Source organism: Streptomyces sp. NBC_00102 (assembly GCF_026343115.1).
Taxonomy (GTDB): Bacteria; Actinomycetota; Actinomycetes; order Streptomycetales; family Streptomycetaceae; genus Streptomyces.
In genome coordinates this window covers 1-24,347 of sequence record NZ_JAPEMC010000004.1, presented here as the reverse complement: position 1 = coordinate 24,347, position 24,347 = coordinate 1, and the positions used below count along the sequence as shown (strand labels likewise).

At 71.5% G+C, this 24,347-nt stretch carries 17 protein-coding genes and 1 pseudogene; 10 read left to right on the top strand and 8 right to left on the bottom strand.

Annotated elements, in window-relative coordinates:
* The first annotated feature begins 236 nt into the window (after positions 1-236).
* From OHA55_RS33255 to OHA55_RS33230, 6 genes are all read left to right on the top strand, one after another.
* Entirely contained in the window at positions 237-1,409 is a 1,173-nt protein-coding gene (locus OHA55_RS33255) for a peptidoglycan bridge formation glycyltransferase FemA/FemB family protein (protein ID WP_266713636.1), read from the top strand.
* Positions 1,334-3,115, top strand: a complete 1,782-nt coding sequence (gene murJ, locus OHA55_RS33250; RefSeq protein ID WP_266713634.1) for a murein biosynthesis integral membrane protein MurJ — start codon at positions 1,334-1,336, stop codon at positions 3,113-3,115. The genes OHA55_RS33255 and murJ overlap by 76 nt, the downstream gene beginning before the upstream one ends.
* 136 nt (positions 3,116-3,251) lie before the next feature.
* The gene (locus OHA55_RS33245; protein WP_266713632.1) at positions 3,252-3,935 is read left to right on the top strand and encodes a response regulator transcription factor; all 684 of its coding nucleotides are present in this window, start codon (positions 3,252-3,254) and stop codon (positions 3,933-3,935) included.
* Entirely contained in the window at positions 3,932-5,368 is a 1,437-nt protein-coding gene (locus tag OHA55_RS33240) for a HAMP domain-containing sensor histidine kinase (protein WP_266713630.1), read from the top strand. The genes OHA55_RS33245 and OHA55_RS33240 overlap by 4 nt, the downstream gene beginning before the upstream one ends.
* Complete coding sequence (locus tag OHA55_RS33235; RefSeq protein WP_266713628.1) at positions 5,365-5,880, top strand: hypothetical protein; 516 nt, start codon at positions 5,365-5,367, stop codon at positions 5,878-5,880. The genes OHA55_RS33240 and OHA55_RS33235 overlap by 4 nt, the downstream gene beginning before the upstream one ends.
* 36 nt (positions 5,881-5,916) lie before the next feature.
* Positions 5,917-7,059, top strand: a complete 1,143-nt coding sequence (locus tag OHA55_RS33230) for a winged helix DNA-binding domain-containing protein (protein WP_266713626.1) — start codon at positions 5,917-5,919, stop codon at positions 7,057-7,059.
* 80 nt (positions 7,060-7,139) lie between these two features.
* Here OHA55_RS33230 and OHA55_RS33225 read toward each other — a convergent pair whose 3' ends face one another.
* From OHA55_RS33225 to OHA55_RS33200, 6 genes are all read right to left on the bottom strand, one after another.
* Positions 7,140-8,237, bottom strand: coding sequence for a MerR family transcriptional regulator (locus tag OHA55_RS33225; protein WP_266713997.1), 1,098 nt, complete (start codon positions 8,235-8,237; stop codon positions 7,140-7,142).
* A gap of 112 nt (positions 8,238-8,349) precedes the next feature.
* Positions 8,350-9,450: an endonuclease/exonuclease/phosphatase family protein gene (locus OHA55_RS33220; RefSeq protein WP_266713624.1), complete on the bottom strand. Its 1,101-nt coding sequence runs from the start codon at positions 9,448-9,450 to the stop codon at positions 8,350-8,352.
* A gap of 271 nt (positions 9,451-9,721) precedes the next feature.
* Entirely contained in the window at positions 9,722-9,976 is a 255-nt protein-coding gene (locus OHA55_RS33215) for a hypothetical protein (protein WP_266713622.1), read from the bottom strand.
* A gap of 901 nt (positions 9,977-10,877) precedes the next feature.
* Complete coding sequence (locus OHA55_RS33210) at positions 10,878-12,245, bottom strand: NtaA/DmoA family FMN-dependent monooxygenase (protein ID WP_266713620.1); 1,368 nt, start codon at positions 12,243-12,245, stop codon at positions 10,878-10,880.
* Positions 12,246-12,255: 10 nt separating this feature from the next.
* Complete coding sequence (locus OHA55_RS33205) at positions 12,256-13,362, bottom strand: LLM class flavin-dependent oxidoreductase (protein ID WP_266713618.1); 1,107 nt, start codon at positions 13,360-13,362, stop codon at positions 12,256-12,258.
* On the bottom strand, positions 13,355-14,764 hold the full coding sequence (locus OHA55_RS33200; protein ID WP_266713616.1) for an MFS transporter: 1,410 nt from the start codon (positions 14,762-14,764) through the stop codon (positions 13,355-13,357). Before OHA55_RS33200 ends, OHA55_RS33205 begins: the two co-directional genes overlap by 8 nt.
* Before the next feature lie 616 nt (positions 14,765-15,380).
* Between OHA55_RS33200 and OHA55_RS33195 the strand changes: the two genes are divergently transcribed.
* The 3 genes and pseudogenes from OHA55_RS33195 to OHA55_RS33185 all read left to right on the top strand — a co-directional run.
* The gene (locus OHA55_RS33195) at positions 15,381-16,211 is read left to right on the top strand and encodes a DUF1684 domain-containing protein (RefSeq protein WP_266713614.1); all 831 of its coding nucleotides are present in this window, start codon (positions 15,381-15,383) and stop codon (positions 16,209-16,211) included.
* 110 nt (positions 16,212-16,321) lie between these two features.
* Entirely contained in the window at positions 16,322-16,477 is a 156-nt protein-coding gene (locus tag OHA55_RS33190; RefSeq protein WP_266713612.1) for a putative leader peptide, read from the top strand.
* Positions 16,478-16,722: 245 nt separating this feature from the next.
* Positions 16,723-17,679: pseudogene (locus OHA55_RS33185) on the top strand (PLP-dependent cysteine synthase family protein); the annotation flags it as partial.
* Positions 17,680-17,866: 187 nt separating this feature from the next.
* On the opposite strand, the gene OHA55_RS33180 reads toward OHA55_RS33185, so the two are convergent.
* Both OHA55_RS33180 and OHA55_RS33175 read right to left on the bottom strand, forming a co-directional pair.
* A complete protein-coding gene (locus OHA55_RS33180) occupies positions 17,867-19,417 on the bottom strand; it encodes a polysaccharide lyase family 1 protein (protein WP_266713610.1) in 1,551 nt (516 codons plus the stop codon).
* 1,117 nt (positions 19,418-20,534) lie between these two features.
* A complete protein-coding gene (locus OHA55_RS33175; RefSeq protein WP_266713608.1) occupies positions 20,535-21,644 on the bottom strand; it encodes a hypothetical protein in 1,110 nt (369 codons plus the stop codon).
* A 604-nt stretch (positions 21,645-22,248) separates the two neighbouring features.
* On the opposite strand from OHA55_RS33175, the gene OHA55_RS33170 reads away from it, so the two are divergent.
* A complete protein-coding gene (locus tag OHA55_RS33170; protein WP_266713606.1) occupies positions 22,249-23,769 on the top strand; it encodes a glycosyl hydrolase family 18 protein in 1,521 nt (506 codons plus the stop codon).
* The last annotated feature ends 578 nt before the right edge of the window (positions 23,770-24,347 follow it).

Sequence of the window (24,347 nt, the reverse complement as noted above, 5' to 3'; positions counted from 1 at the left end):
TCACAACACGGCCCAGTCGCGGCGCCCTGGAGGACGGGGGTGTCTCGGTGGAGTGGCATGACTGGACCATAGGACCCGTACACCAGGGCAATTGGGGTGAACTGCCCCTGTGACGAGGACCGGAGCGGAACAGTCATCGTCCGGTCACATGGACCGCGCGGCTCCGTCACGGGCCCTGGCCACCATCCGTCTGCAGCCCGGCCGAGCGGTCGGCCCGGCAGAACGGGGAGACGGGGATGTCAGCACTGCAAGTGGCCGGCGGCCACGAGGGACGGCGAGGTCTGCGGACGGTCCGGGTCTCCGCCGAGGCCCATCGGGCATGGGTGTCGGCCCACTCCGGCGCGAGCTTCCTCCAGTACCCGTCGTGGGCCGGGGTGAAGGACGGCTGGCGGTCGGAGACGGTCGGCTGGCACCACGACGACGGGAGTGCGGCCGGCAGCGCGCTCGTCCTCTACCGGCAGTTCCCCGGGACCCGGAAGTACTTCGCGTATCTGCCGGAGGGCCCGGTGGCCGACTGGGCGGACCCGGAGATCGACCGCTGGCTGGATCCGCTCATGGCGCATCTGCGCAAGGCAGGTGCCTTCGCCGTTCGGATCGGCCCCTCCCCCGACTACCGCCGCTGGGACGCCGCACGGCTCAAGGCGGCGACGGGACCGGGCCGGAGGATCGGTGACGTGCTCGCCACCGAGGTGGATCCCCTCGGGACGGCCGTGGCCGAACGGCTGCGCGCGCGGGGCTGGCGGCGGTGCGGCGGGGACGGCGAGACCGGCGGCGACGCCGACGCGCAGCCGCGCCACGTCTTCCGGGTGCCGCTCGCCGGCCGTACGCAGGACCAGATCTGGGCGGGGCTCAATCAGGAGTGGCGCCGCAACATCCGCAAGGCACGGAAGGCCGGTGTACGGGTGGTTGCCGGGAACGCCGGACACCTCCCCGATTTCCACCGCCTGTTGAGGATCACCGAGGAACGGGACGGTTTCCGGCTCGGCCGCTCCCTCGCGTACTACCAGCGCCAGTACGCGGTGCTCAACGCGGAGAGTCCGGGGCGGATGCGGCTCCATCTCGCCGTCCACGACGGGGAGATACTCGCCGCCCACACCATGATCAGCACACCTGGCCGGGTGTGGTACCAGACGGGCGCGTCGGCCGACCACCGCCGGGAGGTGCGCCCGAGCAACGCGCTCCAGTGGCGGATGATGACCGACGCCCTCGCCCGCGGCGCGGCGGTGTACGACATGCGCGGGGTACCCTCCACCCTCGACCCCGAGGACCGTGCCTTCGGTCTGCTGCGCTGGAAGCTGGGCACCGGCGGGCACGTGGTCGAGACCCTCGGGGAATGGGAGACATCGGTGGGCGGCGCGACCAACAGCACTCTGTACCGGGCGTTCCACGCCTATCTGGCGCACCGGTGACCCCGGCGGAGGCGGCCGGCCGGGTCGCGGCGGCGGGGCCGGTGGACACCGACGGGTCCGGTGCGCAGCCGGAGCGGAACACGCCGGGGAAGGCCGGGTCGGCGCTGCGCAGCGGTGCCGTGATGGCGGCGGGGTCGGTTGTCTCCCGCGCCACCGGGTTCATACGCTCGGCGGTCGTCGTCGCCGCGCTCGGGACCGGTCTGCGGGCCGACGGCTACACGGTCGCCAACACGGTGCCCAACATCCTCTACATCCTGCTCATCGGCGGCGCCCTCAACGCGGTGTTCGTCCCCGAACTCGTGCGGGCGGCCAAGGAGCACGCCGACGGAGGCGCCGCGTACACCCAGCGGCTCCTCACCATCTGCACGGTGGGGCTGGTCGCCCTCACCGCCCTCGCCGTCTTCGCGGCTCCGCAGATCGTCGCCGCCTACACCGACTACTCGGGCGAGCAGGCGGATCTCACGATCGCCCTGGCGCGCTGCTGCCTGCCCCAGATCCTCTTCTACGGTCTCTTCACCCTGCTGGGGCAAGTACTCAACGCCCGGGGCAGGTTCGGCGCGATGATGTGGGCTCCGGTCCTCAACAACCTCGTGGTGATCGCCGTTTTCGGGCTGTATCTCGGGGTCGCGGCGCATGCGGGCGGCGATCCGAGCGCGGCGCAGACCCGGTTGCTCGGCTGGGGCACGACCGCCGGGATCGTCATGCAGACGCTGGCCCTGGTGCCGGTGCTGCGGGCGGCCGGGTTCCGCTGGCGGCCCCGTTTCGACTGGCGGGGCAGTGGGCTCACCCGGCCGCTGAGGGCGGCGGGCTGGCTGGTGTTGCTGGTCCTGACGAACCAGGCCGCGTACTGGCTGGTGACCCGGCTCTCCACGCTCACCGGCCAACACGCGGTGGACCAGGGGGTGTCGGGGGGCGCGGGGTACACCGCGTACAGCAACGCCTACCTGCTCTGGGTGGTACCGCAGGGCATCGTGACGGTCTCGCTGGTCACCGCGCTGATGCCCCGGATGAGCCGGGCGGCGGCGGAGGGAGACCTCCCGGGGGTGCGCCGGGACCTGTCGTACGCTCTGCGCACCTCGGCGGCGGTCGTGGTGCCGGCGGCCTTCGCCCTGTTCGCGCTCGCTCCCTGGGTGATGGGGTCGGTCTTCGGGTACGGCCGTACGAGCGGCGCCGACGTCACCGTGATGGCGGGGATGCTGAGGGCCTTCGCGCCGGGTCTGATCGCGTTCTCCGGGCAGTACGTACTCTCCCGGGGGTTCTACGCCCTCGGCGACACCCGTACGCCGTTCCTGCTCAATCTGGTGATCGCCGGACTCAACGCGGGCCTGTCCGGGGCCGCTTATCTGGTGCTGCCGGCGCGCTGGGCGGTCACCGGGATGGCCGGGGCGTACACCCTGGCACTCTTCGCCGGGTTCGCCGTCACCGGCTACGTCCTCGACCGCAGGCTGATCGGACCGGCCTCGCCGCGTCGATCGCCCTGGCGCTCCACGGCGCTGTGGGCGCACGCGCGGCTGGTGGTGGCCTGCCTGCCCGCCTCCGCGCTCGCCTTCGCGGCGGCCCGGGCGTGCGCCGGCGCCGGCGCTCCGGTGGCGGCTCTGGCCGGAACGGCGGTCCTGGTAGGGGCGGTTGCCCTGCTGGCCCGCCCGCTGCGTCTGCGGGAAACCGGCGCGCTGCTCTCGTCCGCGCGGGCCAGGCTGCGCCGGTAGGGAAGGTCCGCCGAGGGCGGGGACGGACGCCCACCGTGCGGCAACCTCGCACATCCACAGCCCCTTCGACCCTCCGCACGCGTCGGCGACGCGCTCCGGGCTGGGCCTCGACCATGATCGTTGGGATACTCGCGCCATGCCACGTGTGCTCTTGATCGAAGACGACCCCTCCGTTCGCGAAGGGGTCGAACTGGGGCTCCGCCGCCGGGGACACGAACTCCTGGCCGCCGGGACCGGGGAAGCCGGGCTGGAGGCGCTCGCCGCCTTCCGGCCCGATCTGGTGCTCCTCGACCTGATGCTTCCCGGCATCAACGGAGTGCAGGTCTGCCGGCGCATCCGGGAGTCGAGCCAGCTGCCGATCATCATGCTCACCGCGCGCGGTGACGACTTCGACGTCGTCGTCGGGCTGGAGGCGGGCGCGGACGACTACATCGTCAAACCCGCCCGCGCCGAGGTCATCGAGGCGCGCATCCGGGCCGTCCTGCGCCGGCTCGGCGCACCGGCGGGCCCCAGCGGTACGGAGTTCCACGGCGATCTGGCCGTGGACCGGGCCGGTCTCACCGTGACCAGGGCGGGTGAACGGGTTCTGCTCGCCCCCTCGGAGCTCAAGCTGCTGCTCCATCTGTCGGCCTCTCCCGAGCAGGTGTTCAGCAGGCAGCAGCTCCTCGAATACGTCTGGGAGCACAGCTTCTACGGTGACGCGAGGCTGGTCGACGCCTGCGTGCGCAGGCTGCGCCAGAAGATCGAGGACACGGCGGGCAGCCCCCGGTACATCCAGACCGTGCGGGGGTTCGGCTATCGCTTCGGGCCGCTCTCATGAGGCTGCTGAGCCCGCATCTCGGTCTGCGTACCCGCCTGGTCGCCGCGTTCCTGCTGGTGGCGGCGATCAGCGCGGTCGCGACCGCGGCCCTCACCTACCGGGAGGCGCGCTCGGCGGTGCTGGAGCAGGCGCAGGACACGGCAGTCGGGCAGTTCCGTGACCGGGTCGCGGCGCTCGATCCGGCCCTTCCGCTGAACGCCCAGCGGCTGCGCTCGCTCTGCGAGACCCTCGCCCGGGAGGGGAAGCCGCACACCTGGATCGTCTTCGCCGAATACGCGGACCTGCAGGTCTCCTCCTCGGACCGCCCCACCTCACAGATCCTCACCGAGGGGCTGCGCAGGGCCGCCCGGGAGAGCGCGCACGCTTCCTTCCAGCGGGTCGTCCGCGACGGCCGGGCGTGGCTGACCATCGGCATGCCCGTCATGTTCGACCAGGGCGACGCCGGCCACCGCACCGGGCTGGTGATGTACGCCGTGATGCCGCTGGCGCCGGAGGAGGCGAACATCGCGGCCATGGTCACGGCCGCCCGCAACGGCGCCCTGCCCGCCCTCCTCGTCGCCGTGGTCCCGGCGCTGCTGGCGGCCCGCAGCGTGGTTCGCCCGGTACGCGATCTGCGCCGGGCGGCCGCGGGCATCGGGCGCGGCGAGCTCGGTACCCGTATCGCGGTGCGGGGCTCCGACGAACTGGCCCAGCTGGCACGCACGTTCAACGAGTCCGCCACTCAGCTCCAGAGTTCGGTGGCCGAGCTCCGGGAGGCCGAGGAACGGGCCCGCCGCTTCGCGTCCGACGTCTCGCACGAGCTGCGCACCCCGCTCGCCGGGATGCTGGCCGTCACGGAGATCCTGGACGAGGAGGCAGCGCACCTGAACGCGGACACCGCGGCGGCGGTCCGGCTGATCAGTGCGGAGACCGGCAAACTCGCCACTCTCGTGGACGACTTGATGGAGATATCGCGCTTCGACGCGAAGGCGGCGGACCTGCACACCGACGAGGTGGACGTCGCCGAAGCGGTCCGCAAGACCTTGCAGGCAAGGCGGTGGGAGGATCGTGTCACCACCGAGCTCCCGGACGGGGTGAGGGCGGTGCTGGACCCTCGCCGGTTCGACGTGATCGTGGCCAACCTGGTCGGCAATGCCCTTCGGCACGGCGGGGAACCGGTCACCGTGCGGCTGCGTCCGCAAGAGCGGGACGGCACGCCGTCGCTGGTGCTCGAAGTCGCGGACGCCGGCGCGGGTATCGCACCCGAGGTTCTGCCGTACATCTTCGACCGGTTCTACAAAGCCGACGCGGCCCGGACCCGGTCCAGGGGCAGCGGCCTGGGCCTGGCGATCGCACGGGAGAACGTACGGTTGCACGGCGGCACCGTCCATGGCGCCAACGGACCAGGTGGAGGCGCCGTGTTCACCGTCGAACTGCCGAGAGGAGCGGGATGAGGGGGCCACTGCGGGTCCTGGCCGTACCGGCTGCTCTCGCCGCTCTGGTCACGGGGTGCGGCATACGCCCCACGGACGTGGTGGAGGTCGGCGATCCGGCGACCGTCCAGCTCGCCCCGGCCGGTTCCCCGGTCACCGTGCTGTACTTCATCGGCCCCGGCTCCCCGCGTACGGTACTGCCGGTGACGCGGCGGACGGCCACCGTGGGCGTACAGGAAAGCAGTCCCGGTCCGGACAAGGTGCTGGGGATGCTCTTCGGTGGACCGTCCCCCTCGGAGGAGGCCACGGGCATGTGGTCCGAACTCCCCGACGGGGCAGTGACGCTGGGGATGGACGTCGACGGAGCACAGGTCCTGATACGACTCGGCTCCTCCGTCACCAGGCTCTCCACCCTCGCCCGCCTTCAGCTCGTCTGCACGGCGGCACACCTGAGCACGGCGGAGGCCGGCGGAACCCGGGTGACCATACGGGGCACCGACGGGCTGATCGGGCCGTCGTCCTGTCCCGTGTGAGCCGCACCGGAGGACGGGACCCGGCACAATTCCCCCATGAAGATCACCGCGCGCGAACTGAACCGGGCGACCCTGGACCGTCAACTGCTGCTGCGGCGCGAGCCTCTGGGCGTCGAGGAGGGGGTACGCCGGGTGCTCGCGCTGCAGGCGCAGCAACCCGCCTCGCCGTACGTCGCGCTGTGGAACCGGCTCACGGAGTTCGATCCGGCGGAGCTGGACGCGGCGTTCACCGACGGCAGTGTGGTCAAGGCGACGCTGATGCGGATCACTCTCCACGCCGTCCACACCGAGGACTACCGGGTCCTGCGCGAGGCGATGCAGCAGACGCTCTACGCCTCCCGGCTCGGGTTCCGCTTCGCGGCGGCGGGTCTCACCCCGAAGGACGCCGGCCGACTGGTGCCGGGCCTGCTGAAGTTCGCCGAACAAGGGCGTACCAAAGCCGAGTTGGAATCATGGCTGGAAGAACGGGTGGGCGCGGAGAAGAAGGACGGGGCGTTGTGGGGGCTGCGGGCGTACGCTCCCCTGCTGCACGTACCGGCGGGCGGGGCCTGGTCGTTCGGCACCAGGGCGTCGTACGCGGCTGCGCCGTCCCGCCCGGCGGTCGCCGGGCCGGAACACGTGCCGGATGCGATGCGCCACCTCGTCCTGCGCTACTTGAAGGCCTTCGGGCCGGGGTCGGTGGCGGACGTGGCGCAGTTCGCCATGGTGCGGCGCGGACCGGTGCGCGAGGCCCTGGGCGCACTCGACGGTGTCGTGGAGCGGTTCGAAGGCCCGGACGGGACAGCGGTGTTCGACGTCGTGGATGCCGGCCGGCCGGCGGCCGAGGTGCCGGCCCCACCGCGGCTGATGGCGATGTGGGACAGCGTCCTGCTGGCCTTCGCCGAGCGGAGCCGGGTGATTCCCGAGGAGTACCGGCGCCAGGTGATCCGCATCAACGGCGACGTGCTGCCGACCATTCTGGTCGACGGGTATGTCGCGGGTGTGTGGCGCCCGGCCGACGGGGGCATCGAGGTGACGGCCTTCCACGACCTGGCTCCCGCCGTCTGGGAGGGGCTGGCCGAGGAGGCCCGGTCCCTGGGCGCTCTGCTGGCGGACCGGGACCCCCTGGTGTACAGCCGTTACCGCCACTGGTGGTCCAAGATCTCCGGATCGCAGGTGCGGGTCCTCGCGCTCCGGTGACCGGCCGGTCGACGGCCGGGAGGAGCCCGGCACCGCGGACCCGGCGTTCGCCGGGTCCGGCCGGACCGCACGGTGTGCGTTCAGGCCACCAGTAGGCGGAGGCCGAGGTCGGCCGCGTCGAGGCCGGTGAGGTCGCCGTTGCGTTCGGCCCACCGTCCGGATTCGAGGTCGTCCCGGAGGCTCCGTACAGCCCGTTGCTCGGCCTCCGGCCCGACCCGCGTCCACACCGACATCGCACGGCGGACGTGATCCACCAGATACGCCCCCGGTCGGCGCCAGTACGCCTCGAACAGGCCGTCGGCGCAGTCCCACAGAACGGGCACCGGCTCGGCGCGGGCGCCGATCGCGTCGGCCATCCCCGCGAGTGAGGGGAAAGGCGCGAGGACGTCGACGAACTCGGGCAGGTAGTCGCGGGTGAGCCAGAACCGGTCGGGCCATCCGGGCTCGTCGGTGTCGAAGGTCAGCACCACCACGCGGCGGGCCACGCGCCGCATCTCGCGCAGCCCCGCCACCGGGTCCCCCCAGTGGTGAACCGTGGAGACGGCCATCGCGACGTCGAACGACCGGTCCTGGAACGGCAGGCTCTCCGCAGCGGCGGCCACGCACGGCGCCGAGCCGACCGGACGCTGTGCCCGCATGACCGCCGACGGCTCCACCGCGGTCACCTCGCGGTCGGCGGGCTCGTAGGAGCCGGTGCCGGCCCCGACGTTCAGCACCGTCCGCGCGTCGCCGAGCGCGTCCCAGATCTGTGCGGCGATCCTCGGCTCGGTACGCCGCGTGGCGGGGTATGCGCTGCCGATCTCGTCGTACAGCCGTGCGCCGAGCATCTCCAGTTGCTCTTCCGGTGTCACGCTCAGTCCCTTCGCCCGTGTCCCGAGTTCCCTGTCGATGGCCGCCACCATGGCGTCGGCGCGTTCCCGCCGCTCCAGCAGCAGGCCGCGCAGCCGGCGCAGGTGGGCGACCGCGTCGGCGGACGGGTCGCCGACGAGTTCCGCGACTTCCCGCAGACCGAAGCCCAGCCGCCGGTATGCCAGCACCTCCCGCAGCCGCTCCACGTCGCCCGTCGAATAGGCCCGGTACCCGGCCGGGGTCCGCGCCGAGGGGCGTACGAGCCCGATCGTGTCGTAGTGATGCAGCGTGCGGACGCTCACGCCTGCCAGTCCGGCCACGCGTCCCACGGTCCAGTGATCCTCCACGGAACCCACTGTGCGGCCTGACGCCACGTGAGGGTCAAGGGCCGAACGATCTCGACCCACCGCGTTCCCGACGGGTCCGTGGTCCGAAAACAGGTCAGCCCGTCAGCAGGACGGCGGCCTTCTCCGGGAGAACCGCGAGTTCGGCGACGACGGCTCGGTGGTCCGTACCCGCGAGGGTGCGTTCACGGACGGAGACCCCCGCCAGCCCGGAGCCGTGCAGCACGTGATCCAGTTGGACGAGGGGCGGCATGATCCCCGTACCGACGGGCCAGGTCGGCGCCCAGCCCCGGCCGAGCTCCGCGTGGGTGTCGGTGAGACCGGCAGCCAGCAGGGAGCGCATCGGGGCATGGTCGAGGGTGGCGTTGAAGTCGCCGAGGAACACGGTGTCGGGTCCGTCGTCCCGTGCCAGTACGGCGAGGGATGCCATGTCCCTGGTCCACCGCCCCACGTTCCCGAGCGGGTAGTACGTGTGGATCGCGGCGAGCCGCACGGTGCGTCCGCCGACCGCGACCCGGGCGGTGGTCTGGGGCCACACCGTGTCGATGTCGGTGGTGTCCGCCGCGGTGAGCGGGAAGCGGGAATAGATCGACGAGTCGTACTCGGGGTGAAGTGCGTGGTACGGCAGCAGGTCGCCGAGCCCCGCCCCGTCGAGCGCGTCGAGGCCTCGCGCGGGGGTCTGTTCCACGGCGAGTACGTCGATCCGATCGGCTCGGACCATCTCCACCACCGCCCGGGGATCGACCGCCCCCTCGTCGGTGTTGAGGGTCGCCACCCTCAACCGGGCGGCCGACGCGGGGACATCCCCTGAACCCGCGTCGGCGACGAACCGGGGTGCCACCAGCCACACTTGTGCCAGGAGCAGGACCAGCGCCACGGCGGCCACGACTCCGGACCGCAGCGCGCGGACGGCGATGGCCACGCCCAGCACCAGCAGCGCCAGAACGGCCGAGTGGGGGAACAGCACCATCGGCACGGCGAGCGGAGTGCCCGTGTCCCTGCCTGTCAGCCGTACGAGGAGCAGGGCGGCGGGTACGGCGAGGACGAGGCCGCAGGCCGACAGTCCCCAGGTCCGGCCCCGCCGTGCGCGCCGGCGGCCGCGACCTGTTACGGGTGCGCCAGTTCCGTCGAAGCGGCGGGAGGCGTCCGGGCTCGCGTCGCTCGCGCCCTCGGTGCCCAGTGTCGTTCCGTCTCTCACGATCCCTGCTCTTCTGCGTCAAGCACGCGCCGGAGCGACGTGGTGAGGTTTTCCCGTTCGTCCGGGGTGGGCCGGGCAAGGAAGGTCAGAGGTCGGGGGACGCCTCTGCAACGGTCCGCGCCCGTCGATGGAGCGCCACCTCTCCCCGGGGCAGCGCGACGAGTTGACGGCACCGGGCAACTCGGTCCCGCTCACGGCGCACCTGCCCCTGGTCCTGGACCGCGTCGAGGCAGACCCCCGGCGTCCCCCATGGGGGCGGGCGGACGCGCGCTCATGTGTCCAAGCCGCTGTGGATGAGGTGTTCCCAGCGGTTCGCCCGAATCTCGGCGAGTGTCGCCGGGCGCGTGAGCAGGTCGATCGTGAGGAAACCAGGCTCTTGCTCTCGGTTGCCCGGCGGCGCCCACCGGCCGGCCATGCATTCCTCGCACTCCAACAACATGCGATCGCTCTCGGTGCCGTCGCAGAAGACGACGAATCCGTTCGAGCAAGTCCAACACTCGACGCGGCTCGGTAGCGACTTGGCCATGATCTCCTTCTCCGGCAGTGAGCGCCCCATCCTAGCGATCCGCTGATCACGGCCTCGGGAGTGAGGCGCTCCGCTCGTAACGCCTTTGACGACACGGGCAGGGGCGCCTTGCCGCGAGCGCGGGACCAGGGCGACGATCACCATCATGATCTCTCTGCACATCGACCGGATACTCGGCGATCGCCCCTTCGCCGAGGTGGGCGAACCGGCGCTCACCGTCATGGACGAAGGCCGCCGTCTGATGGCCGTGGCCGGTACGGCCAAGGGCGGCGCGCCCGTGCCGGTCGGCGTCTACGGTACCGAGGACCTGACCTGCCGCGCTCTCTTGCGGACAGGCCGTCCTGTACACGCCATGGCCTTCCACCCCACGCTCCCCCTTCTCGCGGTCGGCACCGGCAGCTACGACGGCGGCTACTTCTTCGAGGGGCGCCTGCTCCTGCTCGACCTGGAGACCGGTGCGGTCTCCTCACTCATCGAGGACGGAACCGGCCGCCAGGTCCTGGGCCTGGAATGGCTGAACGCACAGGATCTGCGGGTGCTGATGGCACCGCCCGACGACTGGGAGGACAAGGCCGCCTGGACCGAGGGGCACCTCGCGGTCGTACGCCGTCCCGACTGGAGCGCCGTACCTCCACGTTCCCTGAGCGGCAAGGATCTGGCGGGACGGAGCCGTCCGCCTCCGCGAACGCCTCACCGTCGGACGCGTGGGAGTCGTCGGGACGGCGCTGACCGTGACCGGGCCCGGCCGCCTGCTCATCGGGACCGACGACGGACGCGTCCTGGTCTGCGCGGTCGGGGAGGCGGTGTCCGGCTGACCGCGGGCGGCGTGATCCACCGGGCACCGCTCGCGCGCGACGCGGTCCCGCCCGCGCCCTCACGGGCCGGGCGGGACCGCGGGAGGTCAGGCGCCGGCCGCTGGGAGCGGCGGCAGGTCCAGGTGCTCGCGCAGGGTGGTGCCCGTGTACTCGGTGCGGTAGACGCCCCGTTCCTGGAGTGCGGGGACGAGCTTGTCGGTGATGTCCGTGACGGAGGCCGGGAGCAGGTGCGGCAGGAGGTTGAAGCCGTCCGCCACTCCCTCACGCACGTAACGGGCCCACTCCTCGGCGATCGACGCGGGGGTGCCGACGAAGGACGGATGGCCCGGCGACACCTCGGTCACCAACTCACGTATGGACAGGCCACGTTCAGTGGACAGCTCGCGCCACTTCCGGATGGTGGCGAGCTTGCCGCTGCGCTGGTCGACGGCGAGGGTTCCCCGGGAGGGGTCGAGCTCCTGGTCGCTCGGTTCGATGTCGGGCAGCGGGCCGTCGGGGTCGTAGCCGGACAGGTCCGTGCCCCAGTACTGCTCCAGGAAGGCGATCGACCGGGGTCCGTTGATCTGCTCGCCGCGTACCCAGCGGGCCTTCTCCTCGGCGTCGGCCGGGGTGTCGCCGATGACGACGTTCGCGCCGGGCAGGATGCGCAGCGAGTCGGGCGTACGGCCGTGCCGGGCCAGCCGGTCGCGGAGGTCTGCCGCGTAGGCGGCGGCCTTGCCGAACTCCGTGTTGGCGGAGAACACCACGTCCGCGTGGCGGGCGGCGAGTTCGCGGCCGCCCGGCGAGTCCCCGGCCTGGAACAGCACGGGACGGCCCTGGCGGCTGCCCGGGACGGTGGGGGTGGCACGCAGCGTCACCAGGTCGGTGTCGCGCTCGACCCGGTCGATGGCGCCGGGCCGGGCCCAGTGGTCGGCGCTCCCGTCGGCGGCGATCGTGTCGGGTGCCCAGGAGGCCCAGAGCGCCTTGGCCGCCTCGACGAACTGCCCGGCGCGTTCGTAGCGGCGTTCGTGCTCCAGCCAGCCGCCGTGCCGGAAGTTGGCTCCGGTCCAGGCGTTGTCGGTGGTGACGATGTTCCAACCGGCGCGTCCCTCGGAGAGCAGGTCGAGGCCGGCCAGCCGGCGGGCCAGGTCGGCCGGGTAGTTGTAGGTGGTGTTCTGGGTGGCGACCAGTCCGATGCGTGTCGTGACGGCGGCGAGCGCGGCCAGCTGGGTGATCGCGTCGGGCCGGCCGGCCACGTCCAGGTCGAAGACCCGGCCCCGGTTCTCCCGTACGCGCAGTCCCTCCCCCAGGAAGAAGGCGTCGAACAGGCCGCGTTCGAGGATCTGTGCGATCTCGACGAAGGTCTCGATCGCGGTGTGCGAGGGGGCGTCGGGGTCGCTCCAGATCAGCTGCGGTCCGACTCCGGTGTAGAACACGCCCAGGTGGAGCTGGGGATGGGGGTTCTGTGCGGTCATGGGGGTCACCTCAGGCGTTCGTGGCCGCCGGGGCGGCGAACCGGTTGGCGGGGCGGGGAAGGCCGAGCGTGTCGCGCAGGGTGTCGCCGGCGCGCGGTACGGGCCGCTCCCCGGCAAGCGCCGGAAGCACCCGCTCGGTCAGGACCGGCAGGTCGACGGCGAGTACGGCCGGGTGCAGCCTGACCCCGTCGACCAGGGCGGAGAGTTCGCGCAGCAGGCCGACCAGTGCCTCGGGCGGGCCGACGTGGCGCAGTCGTCCGGTCTCCGGCCAGGTGGCGGCCTCGTCCAGGGTCGCGAGCCGGTCGGCCGCCGGGGCGTCCGCGTCGAGGACCACTTCCACCTCGGCGAAGACCAGCGGCGCTCCGGCTTCCCTCGCGGTGGCCGCGCGCTCCGCGATCCCGGCGAGATCGGGGCGGGAGACCAGCACCACGTCGGCGCGGCCGTCGGCGTCCAGCGCGTCCGGGACCAGCACGACGAGCTGGCCCTGCGGGGGGCGCGGGGTGATCAGAGGGCCTTTGACCGAGAAGGCGGGGCCCTCGAAGTCGACGTGGTGCACCCGGTCGGCGTCCAGGAAACGGCCGGTGGCGAGGTCCTTGACGACCGCGTCGTCCTCCCAGGAGTCCCAGAGGGACCGGGCGGTGTCGATGACGTCGGCGGTCTCCCGGACCAGCTCGGCGGCGGAGCGTACCGGCTCGCCGACGGTGGCCGCGTCGTCGGCGCCGTTCGCCGCGCCGACGACCCAGGCGCCCCGCCCGTGCGAGGCGTGGTCGAGGCTCGCGAGCTGGGTGGCGAGGTGGAACGGTTCCGTGGTGGCGATGTGCAGGGTGGGCGCGAGGCCGATCCGGTCGGTCAGCGGTGAGACGTACGCGGCGCGGGTGCCGGCCTCCAGCCGTCCGGCCGGTCCGCCCTCCGCTCCGGGCGGCAGCGGCGAGTCGGCGAAGGTGACGAGGCCGAAGCCCGCGTTCTCGGCCGCGGTCACCACCTCCCGCAGGGCCCGCGGGCCGAGGACCTCGCCCGGCGGGCGGCCGGAGTGGCGCCAGGCCGCGGGGTGGGCGCCGTCGCCGTCCGCTTCCAGGGCGAGGTGCGGGCCGGGAAGCCCGGCGTCGTGATCAGTCATGAGGGTTACCTCCGGTCGGAGTGGTTCCGGGGACGCGGGGGTCGGCATGCGCCGACGAGAGGGGCGGGGACGGGGTAGGGGTACGGGTACGGGTACGGAGGGAAGCGGCGGCCGGACCCGCTGCGGGACGGTTCCGGGAGGATCCGTCGGGGCCGGCGGAGTTCCGTCGCCGGGAGAGCAGGAGCGCCACCGCCAGGGCGGAGAGCATGGCGACGGCGGCTCCGGAGGCCAGTCCCCAGCGCACTCCGGCGTGCTGGCAGACCCAGCCGATCGCGGGGCCGCCGAGCGGGGCGCCGCCCATCGAGACGACGGTGTAGACGGCCATCACCCGGCCACGCATGGCATGGGTGACCTCCGACTGGACGAAGGCGCTGACCGCGGTGTTGAGGGTCATCAGGGTGAACCCGGTCGGCAGCAGCAGGATCAGGAAGGTGCTGTAGGAGGGCATGAGCGCGGCCACCGCCTCGCTGACGCCGAAGAGGACGGCGCCGACGACCACGGTCCGTACCCGGGGCGAGGCGCGGCGGGTGGCGGCGAGCGTGCCTGCGACGGTCCCCACGGACAGGGCGGTCGACATGAAGCCGAGGCCGCTGGAGCCGACGTCGAAGACGCGCCCGGCGAACAGCGTGAGGGTCGTGGGGAAGTTCACCGCGAAGGTGGCCACCAGACCGAAGAGGGCCAGCACTCCGGCCAGTTCGGGCCGGGCGGCGACGTAGCGCAGGCCTTCGGCGCCGGCGCCCGCCCACCGTGCGCGCTTCACGGGCGCCGGCGCGCTCAGGGGCCCGGGGGCTCCGGGCGCGGGTGTGCGCGCGGGGATCGTCAGCAGGCCCAGGGTCACGGCCACGAAGGAGACGGCGTTCACCGCGAACACCCCGCCCGCACCGATCGGTCCGATCAGCATTCCGGCGATCGCGGGTCCGATCAGCCGGGCGGCGTTGAGGGAGAGGATGTTCAGCCCCGCCGCGTTGGGTATCAGCGGGGGTCCGACCAGCTCGGTGACGAAGGAGAGCCGGGCGGGGTTCTCCACGGTGAAGACACAGCCCAGACCGAACGACAGCAGGTAGAGCGACCAGAGGGGTGCGTGCCCGGACAGCACGGCGACCGTGAGGAGTACCGCCTGGACCGCGTACAGGGACTGCGCCCACAGCAGGAGCGTGCGGCGGTCGTACCGGTCGGCGAGCACCCCGCCCCACAGGCCGAAGAGCAGGACCGGGGCGAACTGCAGGCCCGCCGCCCAGCCGACCGCGGTTCCGCTGTGCGTGAGGTCGAAGACGAACCAGTCCAGGGCCACGCTCTGCATCGCGGAGCCGATGTTGGAGACCAGGCCGGTGCTCCAGTAGGTCCGGTAGTCGCGGACCCGAAGTGCGGCGAACACCCTTGTTCGTGCGGTGTTCTCGGACACCGTGTTCCTCTCGGTCGGGGCGCGCGGGCAGGGCCGGGCGCGGCGGCCGCGCGACCCAACACGCACATGGACGTGACGGAGCGTCACAAAAAAGGAGAAGCCGCGAGGGAGCGCCTGCGAACACGGAAGGAGGCTCAGCCCTGGACCGGGGACCCGGTGACCGGCGGACACACGAAAGGCGGGCACGCGGTCCGGGGGAGCACGGTCGCAGTGGGCGGGAGCGGAAGGTATGCGCTCAGCGACGCGGGGCGGTACCCGTACACAGCGCGCTGCTCACCCTCAGCAGATCGACGTGGCGCCGCAGGACTCGGAGCTCGAACGACCCGCCATGGCAGCGAAGACGACTGCCGTGCTCGCTGAAGGGTCGCGCCCGCACGCCGGTCACCTCGCAGTCTTCGGGTCGTTCGGCGGCCGGGTGGCGGTCGCCGATGCGGAAGACCGCCACGCCCGGGGGCGTGGCCGATCTCTCGGCAGGCTAACCCGTGGCGGCTCGTTGAACAATGCCGTCCCGGAGTGCGGAACCGTCCGCCGGATCGGGAATGAAGCGCGGGTCGAGGGGAGTTGCGCTCTGGAGAACCGCACGGCCCTGCCCGAGACACAGCACGAGGGAGTGGACATGACCGTCCCGCAGACCGGCATCGACCAGGAGAGTTTCACCGAGGAGTGGCAGTCGTGGCACCGGGAGAAGGAGGCGCAGCTCTCCGGACCGCACGGGTTCCTCGCGATCACGAGCCTGCGCTGGCTGAGCGCCGAGCCGGAGCGCTTCGAGGACGCCCCGGGCGTCTGGTCGGCTTCGGCCGCGGGCGTGGTGGTGGAACTGGCGGAGGACGAGGAACTGACGATCGACGGCACGGTAGTGACGGGTCGTCACAACTTCGGGATCATCGGCGAACGTGACAGCGTGTACCCGGGGTTCGGTGACGCGGTGATCGAGGTGGCCAAGCGCGGCGGACACGACATCCTGCGCCCGCGCCACCCGGGGAACGCACTGCGTACCGGCTTCACCGGTACCCCCGCGTACGCCCCTGACGCACGCTGGGCCCGTCCGGGAAGGTTCCTGCCCTTCGACGAGCCGCGTCCGGTGACGGTCGGCGCCGCGGTGGAGGGCCTGGAGCACGTCTACGACTCCCCCGGCGAGGTCGAGTTCGAGCTCGACGGCCGCACGCACCGGCTCACGACGTTCAACGGCAAGCGTCCCGGCGCACTGATGGCTCTGTTCACGGACCTGACCTCCGGTGTGACCACTTACGCGGCGAACCGCTCCGTCCAGATCGAGGCACCCGACGAACAGGGCGCCGTCCGGATCGATTTCAACCGTGCGGCGAACCTTCCGTGCGCCTACACCGACCTGGCGACCTGCCCACTGCCGCCGACGGAGAACCGCCTGCCGGTCGCGGTGGAGGCCGGCGAGCGCATCCCCCTGGAGCGCGGCGGACCGGCCGTCTGACGGCTCGCCCGAACCGCCGAGGCTTCCTTCTCATCGCGCTGTCCGGGCTGCTACGTTCGGGGGCGTCGCCGACGGGTGACGCCCCCGTGTGCGAAGGGACCGCGCCGCTCATGCCGTACCAGCAGAACGCCACCGGAGCCCTGTCTCCGAGCCGCGTCGCCGGTACGTCCTTCGGGGCTCCTGCCGGCCGTCGTCCCGCCACACGCCTGCACGCCCGGCTGCACATAGACCTGCGCCGCTCGTCCAGCGCCCTCTGTCCGGCCTGACCCGCCCGCCGGACCTGCCCGCCGGACCTGTCCGCCGCAGCCCCGTACGAGTGTGTACGCGTCGGCATGCACCGGGTCGGCGTCCGTCCTGACCGCCCGTACCGCCCCCGCGCGGAGCGCGCACGCGTCCGGCGCTCCTGCGCGACCCCACGGTCCCGGAGGTCCGGGGCGGCGCCGGTACGTCGTATTTCCCGTTCCCGGATCATCCGGTGGCATCAGCTTCAGCAGACGCAAGGAGCACCGCAATGGACGTCCACGCCTCACTGGCCGACGCGGTCGGCAACACCCCGCTGGTACGCCTCAACCGCGTCACCGGCCCGGGCATCACACCCGTCTACGCGAAACTGGAGTACGTCAACCCGGGCGGGAGCGTGAAGGACCGCATCGCCCTCGCCATGGTCGAATCGGCCGAGAAGGAGGGGGCGTTGGCCCCGGGCGGGACCATCGTCGAGGGCACGTCGGGCAATACCGGGGTCGGCCTGGCCATGGTCGCCGCACAGCGTGGCTACCGGTGCGTCTTCGCGATCCCGGACAAGAGCAGCGCGGAGAAGGTCGCGGTGCTGCGTGCGTACGGTGCCGAGGTCGTCATCTGCCCGGGTGACGTACCGCGCGAACATCCGGAACACGTGCACGCCACGGCCGTCCGGATCGCCGAGGAGACTCCGGGCGGCTGGCTGGCCAACCAGTACGACAACCCGGCGAATCCGCTGGCCCATTACCGTACGACAGGACCCGAGATCTGGCGCCAGACCGAAGGCCGGATCACCCACCTGGTGGCGGGAATCGGTACCGGCGGCACCATCACGGGGACCGGCGAGTACCTCAAGGAGGTCAGCGGCGGAAGGGTGACGGTCGTGGGCGCGGACCCGGAGGCGTCGGTCTACTCGGGTGGCGACGGCGGCCCGTACCACGTGGAGAGCATCGGCCACTTCCGTCATCCGGAGACGCTGGACGACAGCTGGCCGGAGTCCTTCCACCCCTCGGTGGTCGACCGCTACGAGCGGATCAGCGACCGGGACTCGCTGCTGACCGCCCGCCGCCTGGCCCGCGAGGAGGGGCTGCTGGTCGGCGGCTCGGCCGGAACCGCGGTGGCCGGAGCCCTGCGGGTGGCGGCCGGTCTCGGCCCGGACGACCTGGTCGTCGTCCTACTGCCGGACTCCGGTCGCAACTACCTCTCCAAGGTCTTCGACGACGACTGGCTGCGCCGGCTCGCCCTGCCGGAGGACGACGCCGCGTCCACGGACTCGCGGGCGGTGCCGTCGCAGGGCTGATCCGGGCACTCCCGGGGAACCCGGGTGCACCCCCGGTTGGTACCGGACGCCGCCCGGGGCCGGGGGCCGTCGCATCGGACGGCCCCCGGCCCCGGGCCGGTGCCTCTGTCGGGCTCCGTCAGGCGTACGTCTCGAACTCGGCGACCTTCGGGGTGCCGCTGGAACCGGTGATCTCGAACGTGACCTTGCGGAGCGAGGTCTTGGTGAAGGAGATGGTGCCCGCTCCGCTGCCGGAGGTCAGGACCGCACCGGTGTCACCGTTGAGGACCCGCCACGAGCCGATGCTGGAGCCGGACGCCTCGCGGATGTTGATCGAGGAGACCGCGGTCGCGGCGTCCCACTTGATCGAGACGGAGCCGGTCGAGCCGGAAGGCGACCAGTAGGTGCTCAGGCTGCCGTCCTTGACGTTGCCGTAGCTGGTTCCGCTCGCCTTGCTGGAGCCGTCGGCACCGGCGGAGAGGCTGAGGTTGGTGCCGCTGGGCTGCGTCGGTCCGGTGGTCGGCGACGGCGTTGCCGTGGTGGGGGTCGGCGTGGGCGTGGTGGGGTTGGTGGTGGGGGTGGTCGGCGTGCAGTTCCCGTCCGAGACCTGGAGGCCCTTGTTGGCGCCGGCCGTCTGGGTCACGATGCTCGGCACGCAGCCGGCCGCGTCGAGGCTGTAGGAGTAGGGGATGCTCACCGAGGTGTTGGAGGTGGGGTTGGGGCCGGCCGGGTTGTTGTCGGAGGCGTGGGCGGACCAGGTCACGTTGTCGAAGGTGTTGCCGCTGACCTGCCAGTAGCCGGCCGCGTCGGTGTAGAAGGTGCCGAGGACGTCCTTGGAGTCCTTGAAGTAGTTGTTGTCCACCTTCGCCTTGGCCCCGGCGCGGGAGTTGATGCCCGACTCGTTGAGGTTCACGTAGTAGTTGTTGTAGATGTGCGCGATGCCGCCGCGCAGCAACGGCGTACGTGAGTCCAGGTTCTGGTACAGGTTGTGGTGGAACGTGATGAAGCCGTTGGAGAGTTCGGTCTCGCTGGAGCCGATGAGGCCGCCACGCCCGGAGTTGCGCAGGATGCTGTAGGACAGCGTCACGTACTGCGTGTTGTCCTTCATGTCGAAGAGGCCGTCGAATCCTTCGGCCTCGCCGCCCGATGCTTCCAGGGTGGAGTGGTCGACCCAGATGTTGCGGACGTCGCTCTCCATGCCGATGGCGTCGCCGCCGTTGGAGGTGGGCGAGCCGGACTTCTTGACGTTCTTGACCGTCACGTTCTGGATGATGATGTTGCTGGACTCGCGTATGTGGATGCCCAGTTGGTCGAAGACCGCGCCGCTGCCGACGCCGACGAGCGTGACGTTGCTGATCTGCTTGAGCTCGATCACACCGGCCGCGGTGTTGCAGCTGTCGCCCGACACCTTGGCGGTGTTGGCGTGGTTGATCGTGCCCTCCACCTGAATGGTGATCGGGGTGCTGCTGCTGGCGCGGCTGCACAGCGCCTGATGGATCTCGGTACCCGTCGTCGCTTTCACGACCTGCCCGCCGGCTCCGCCGGTGGTACCGCCGTTCTGGGTCGCGTAGCCGGTGACGCCGCCGGTCGCGGCCGATGCCGAGGGCATCGCCACGACGAGACCGGTCGCCGCAGCCAGGGCCGCCGTGGCCACTGCCGCGGAGAGTCGCAGTGCGACTGCTTTCCTCATGCTCGTCTCTCCCTGTTCGTCTTCGAATTCCGGGGTTGAGCAATGGCATGTACATGCCATTCATGAAGCCGTGCCGAGCCCGCCGACACACACCGGATACGCTCCGACCACCCCTGACGCGGGCTTGATTCGCGCCGGTCGGATCGAGTCGGCCGTTCTGCCGCGACCCACAAGCCTGCACCACCGACGGCACCGACGCGGGGTCACCGTGTCCGTACCGCCGCCCACTCCACCGGTCACGTCTCCCGGGAGGCGAGAAGACCACCCGGGGACCACCGCCGGCGAACCGACGGCACGACCGGCCATCCGCTACAGGAAGCCGTCGACGTCGGAATACCGACGGACAGCGTGACGGGCATGGATCATGACATACACCCTTCACTCCGTGGCGCGGCGACGTCCTGGATGCGGCACCGTTCCGGATCGGTGGCGGCTCGCCGGTGAAGTCGCCTGCGGATGAGGTGACTTCACGTTCACCGGTGCGGGGCCCTGGAGAGGGAAAGCGCTTTCTGGATGTGAGGATAGGGCGGCCGTCGCGAGGCTGGCAAGGTTCTGGACGCGCAGGGAATGGGCGCCACCGCGACGGGCGGCCGCGTTCGGCGAACCCGGCGCGACTCACGCGGAGATGTCCCGTACCTCGAACGGGGTTCACACCCCTGAACGAGCGAGCGGTGCCGACCGGCCTCCCCAGGGGACGCGACGAGCTACGACCCCGCAGCTCAGAACCGCTGACCCCGGTTTCGGCCGCTGGGGCTCACGACACGAAGCCGACGACCGGAACGCATACCTCCGCCCCGTCGGCTGAACCTACGAGCGAGCCCCCGGATCCGCGGTTTCGACGATTCCGGGCACCGAAAATCTCCCGGCACATCGAGGCGACAGGAGCGCCGAGCGCCGCCACAGGTGCGTCGCACGCGGCCTCGATCCGTTCCGTCGGCCCCCGCGCATGGAAAGCGCACGCCTCGTCGGCAGAACCTCCCGATGCCGGCATCGGCGACTTCACCGGCGGCGGCCGCACGGCCGACGGCTCGGACCGCGCCGCCGCGCCCCCGCACACGCGGGCGCGGCGGCGGTCCCGGGAACCGCTCGTTCCCGGGACCGCCGCCGCGCCGCAGGATCAGAACGCCGAGGTGTACGCGGTGAAGAACGGGGCCTTCACCGGAGCCCCTCCGGGGCCGAAGCAGTTGACGGGGAGCTGTACCGTTCCGCTCGACCGGACCCAGGGGGCGTACAGGCCGCAGTACCCGGGTCCGCTGCCGTAGGCGGTGGCGTGCGCGGTGTCCGAGGGGACGGCGACCGACGGGAGGGCGACGACGAAGGGCGCTCCCGAGCCACCGAGGGTGTTGGTGGCGCCGCTGGAGTTGTAGTTGGTGAGCGCGGGCAGCGAGCCGTTGTACCAGAGGTAGCCGAACGACCTCGGCGGGAAGGCCGGGCCGTGGACCGCCCGCAGGTAGGAGTAGCTCAGCGTCCACTTGGTGTCGTACGGGGCGTCCGACGCGTCGTAGCAGGCGACCACCGCCGTCTGCCCGGTGGCACCGGGCGACCAGTCGGACACCTTGCAGTGCGCCCCCTGCTGCGGGTCGACCGCGGTGACCTGGAAGTCGCCCGCGTAGCCCGACAGTCCGAGTCCGGGGAGCCACGCCTTCCAGATGCCGGTCGAGCCCTTGCTCACCGAATTCACCGCGGTGGTGGAGTTGTACTGGGTGAGTACCGTGCCGCTGCTGTCGGAGTAGATGTAGCCGTACGAGCCGGTCGACGTGGCGGGGGATCCGCTACTGGCGGTGTACAGGACGGTGAAGGGGGAGTTGTCGGGTGCGCCGCTCGGCAGGTAGCAGTTCACGAAGACGTCCTCGCCGGTGCCCACCTGCTTCCAGGCGGCGATCTGGCACCAGTGGGCGGAGCTGTTGACCGCGGTGGCGTGGGCTATCCCGCCCGCGCCACCGATCAGCGGGAAGTGCGCCACGTACGAGCCGAGGCCGAGCTGGTCGACCTTGACGGGGTTGGTGGACGGTGACGTCCAACTGCCCCACTGGCGGGTGGGGTCGGGTACGTAGCCGGACGGCGGCGTCGGGTTGTCCAGATAGGCGAATCCCCAGCGGTCGGGGACGGCCGCCTGCGCCGTTCCCGCCGTCGGAAGGGCCGCTGCCAGCAGTGCGGCCAGCATCCCCATGATGAGCAGAACGGCTCGGACGCGTCTGTCGGTCGGTGCTGCGGTGCGGACGTGCATGGGCGTACCCCCTGTGGGTGAGGTCGGTGCTGCCTGCGCGGTCCGTGCTGGGGCTCGGGGCGGGCGTACGCCGTCGCGTCGGAAGCGACGGCGCTCGTCCCCGACCGTCGCGCGGACGGGGCGTCACCCGTTCGGAGCCCGGCGCTCAAGGTGCCAGAAGAACGGTCCGGCGCAGCCTTGCCGTGTCAGCCGTTCCGGGCAGCCGCGCATCCGTCCCTGCCACCCCGGGGGCCACTCCCCCACCGTTGGCAGCGGTGCACGCCGGCCCATCCGGCCGATCCCGAACGGTCTCCCGTCGCACCACCTCCCTCCCGCCCCACCCCGCCCTCCGGGCACCACCGCCCGCCGTGGCCGGAACGGACGCGCGCGCCACGAACCAGCCTCCGGCGAAACCAAGTTGGCCAAATGCCGGTAAAAACGCGGTCGACTGGTCCAGTCCACCACGCACCCTCCACCAGCGGAAAGCGGGGCTCGGGGGAGATTGGTCCACTTCCAGCTTGGTCCAGACCATTGACGTGCCTTGGTCACCGCCGATTCCATGCACCATGCCACTACCGGAAGGCAGTCGGCGGTTCTTGCCCCTTCCTCCACAGCTGGGACACCCATGAGACTCACGCGCTCGCTCCGCACGGTCGTCACCGCCACGGTCACGGCGGTGGCCGCAGCCGGCCTCACGCTGATCGGGGGGCCCGCCCAGGCGGCGACGCCTCTCCCCTCCCACGTATTCGCCCCGTTCTTCGAGACGTGGACCGGCGACAGCCCCGCCGCGCTGGCCGCGCAGTCGGGCACCAAGCACCTCACCATGGCGTTCCTCCAGACCGCCACGCCCGGTTCGTGTACGCCGTACTGGAGCGGGGACACCGGGATGCCGATCGCGGCCTCCTCGTTCGGCAGCGACATCAAGACCATCCAGTCCAAGGGCGGCGACGTCATCCCCTCGTTCGGCGGGTACGCGGCCGACACCACGGGCACCGAGATCGCCGAGAGCTGCACCGACGTCAACCAGATCGCGGCCGCCTACGAGAAGGTCATCACCACCTACGACGTGACCCGCCTCGACATGGACGTCGAGGTCGATTCGCTGAGCAACACCGCGGGCATCGACCGCCGCAACAAGGCCATCAAGATCCTCCAGGACTGGGCCACCGCCAACGGGCGCAAGGTCGAGATCTCGTACACCCTGCCGACCACCACCTCGGGCCTGGAGTCCAACGCACTCGCCGTGCTGCAGAACGCGGTCAGCAACGGCGCTCGCGTCGACGTGGCGAACCTCATGACGTTCGACTACTACGACAACGCCAGTCACAACATGGCGAACGACACCCAGACCGCGGCCCAGGGTCTCGTCAACCAGCTCGCCGCCCTCTACCCGTCCAAGACCTCGGCCCAGCTGTGGGGAATGGTCGGCATCACCGAGATGCCGGGAGTGGACGACTTCGGTCCTGCGGAGACCTTCACCCTCGCCAACGCCACCCAGGTCTACAACTGGGCCGTCTCCAAGGGCATCAACTTCCTGTCCTTCTGGGCTCTCCAGCGTGACAACGGAAGCTGCCCCGGCGGCGCCGCCGCGGACGGCTGCTCCGGCATCCAGCAGAACACCTGGGACTTCTCGCACATCTTCTCGCCCTTCACCGGTGGCACCACCACGACCCCCGCCAACGACTTCTCGCTGACCGCCACACCGGCCTCCGGCTCGGTGACCGCAGGCGGTTCGGTCACCAGCTCGGTGAAGACCGCGGTGACGGCGGGCTCGGCGCAGACGGTGAGCCTCAAGGTCACCGGCGCACCGGCGGGCGTCACGGCCTCGCTGAGCCCCGCGTCCGTCACGGCGGGCGGCAGTTCGACCCTCACCCTGGCGACGACCTCGGCCGCCGCCTCGGGCACGTACACCATCACCGTGACCGGCACCGGCACCTCCGGAAGCCACACCGCGACCTACTCGCTCAAGATCACCGGAGGTACGACGACGTGCACGGCCACCCCGTGGGCGGCGGCGTCGATCTACACCGGCGGCCAGACGGTCTCCTACCAGGGGCACACGTGGAAGGCCCAGTGGTGGACGCAGGGCGAGGTCCCCGGAACCACGGGCCAGTGGGGCGTGTGGGTGGACCTCGGCGCCTGCTGAGGCCGTCGGGGGCGATCCTGATCCCGCCCCCGGCTCCCGGACCCGGCTGACCTCCGGGACCCGGATCCCCGGTCCACGGTCTCCGATTCCCGAGAGCACACGCACAGGTCCGACAGGGCCGGCAGCACGTCTGCCGGCCCTGTTCCCGTTGTACGGGGCCGGCGGTCACGTCCCGCGAACCCGCCACTCCCGGGACCTTCCGCCGCACGGTGTCCGGCTTTTCTCGGGAGCGCCCGAGAAAAGGTCGGCGGAAAAGCGGCCTTGTACCCGATGGAACCGCGAGGCAAAGTTGAGTGATTGTTCCCTCCCTTTCGCGGGACGGGCCGAAGACAATCACGGAAGCGTTCCGTCGGCCCGATCCGTTCGGTCCCGCACCCGGGCCGCCCCGCGAAGGCCGCCCCGGTGGTACCGGACCGAAATGTTCGCGGCAACACCCCTGAGGTCCTCCCCGGATACGGAACCGACGGATTTCCGCATCCACCGGGAATTACTTCCGGACATTCGATCACCGGGCATTCGATCACCGGACAGATACCCCATCACCGACGTCACCGGGCAGGAATTTGTCCAGCCGCTGC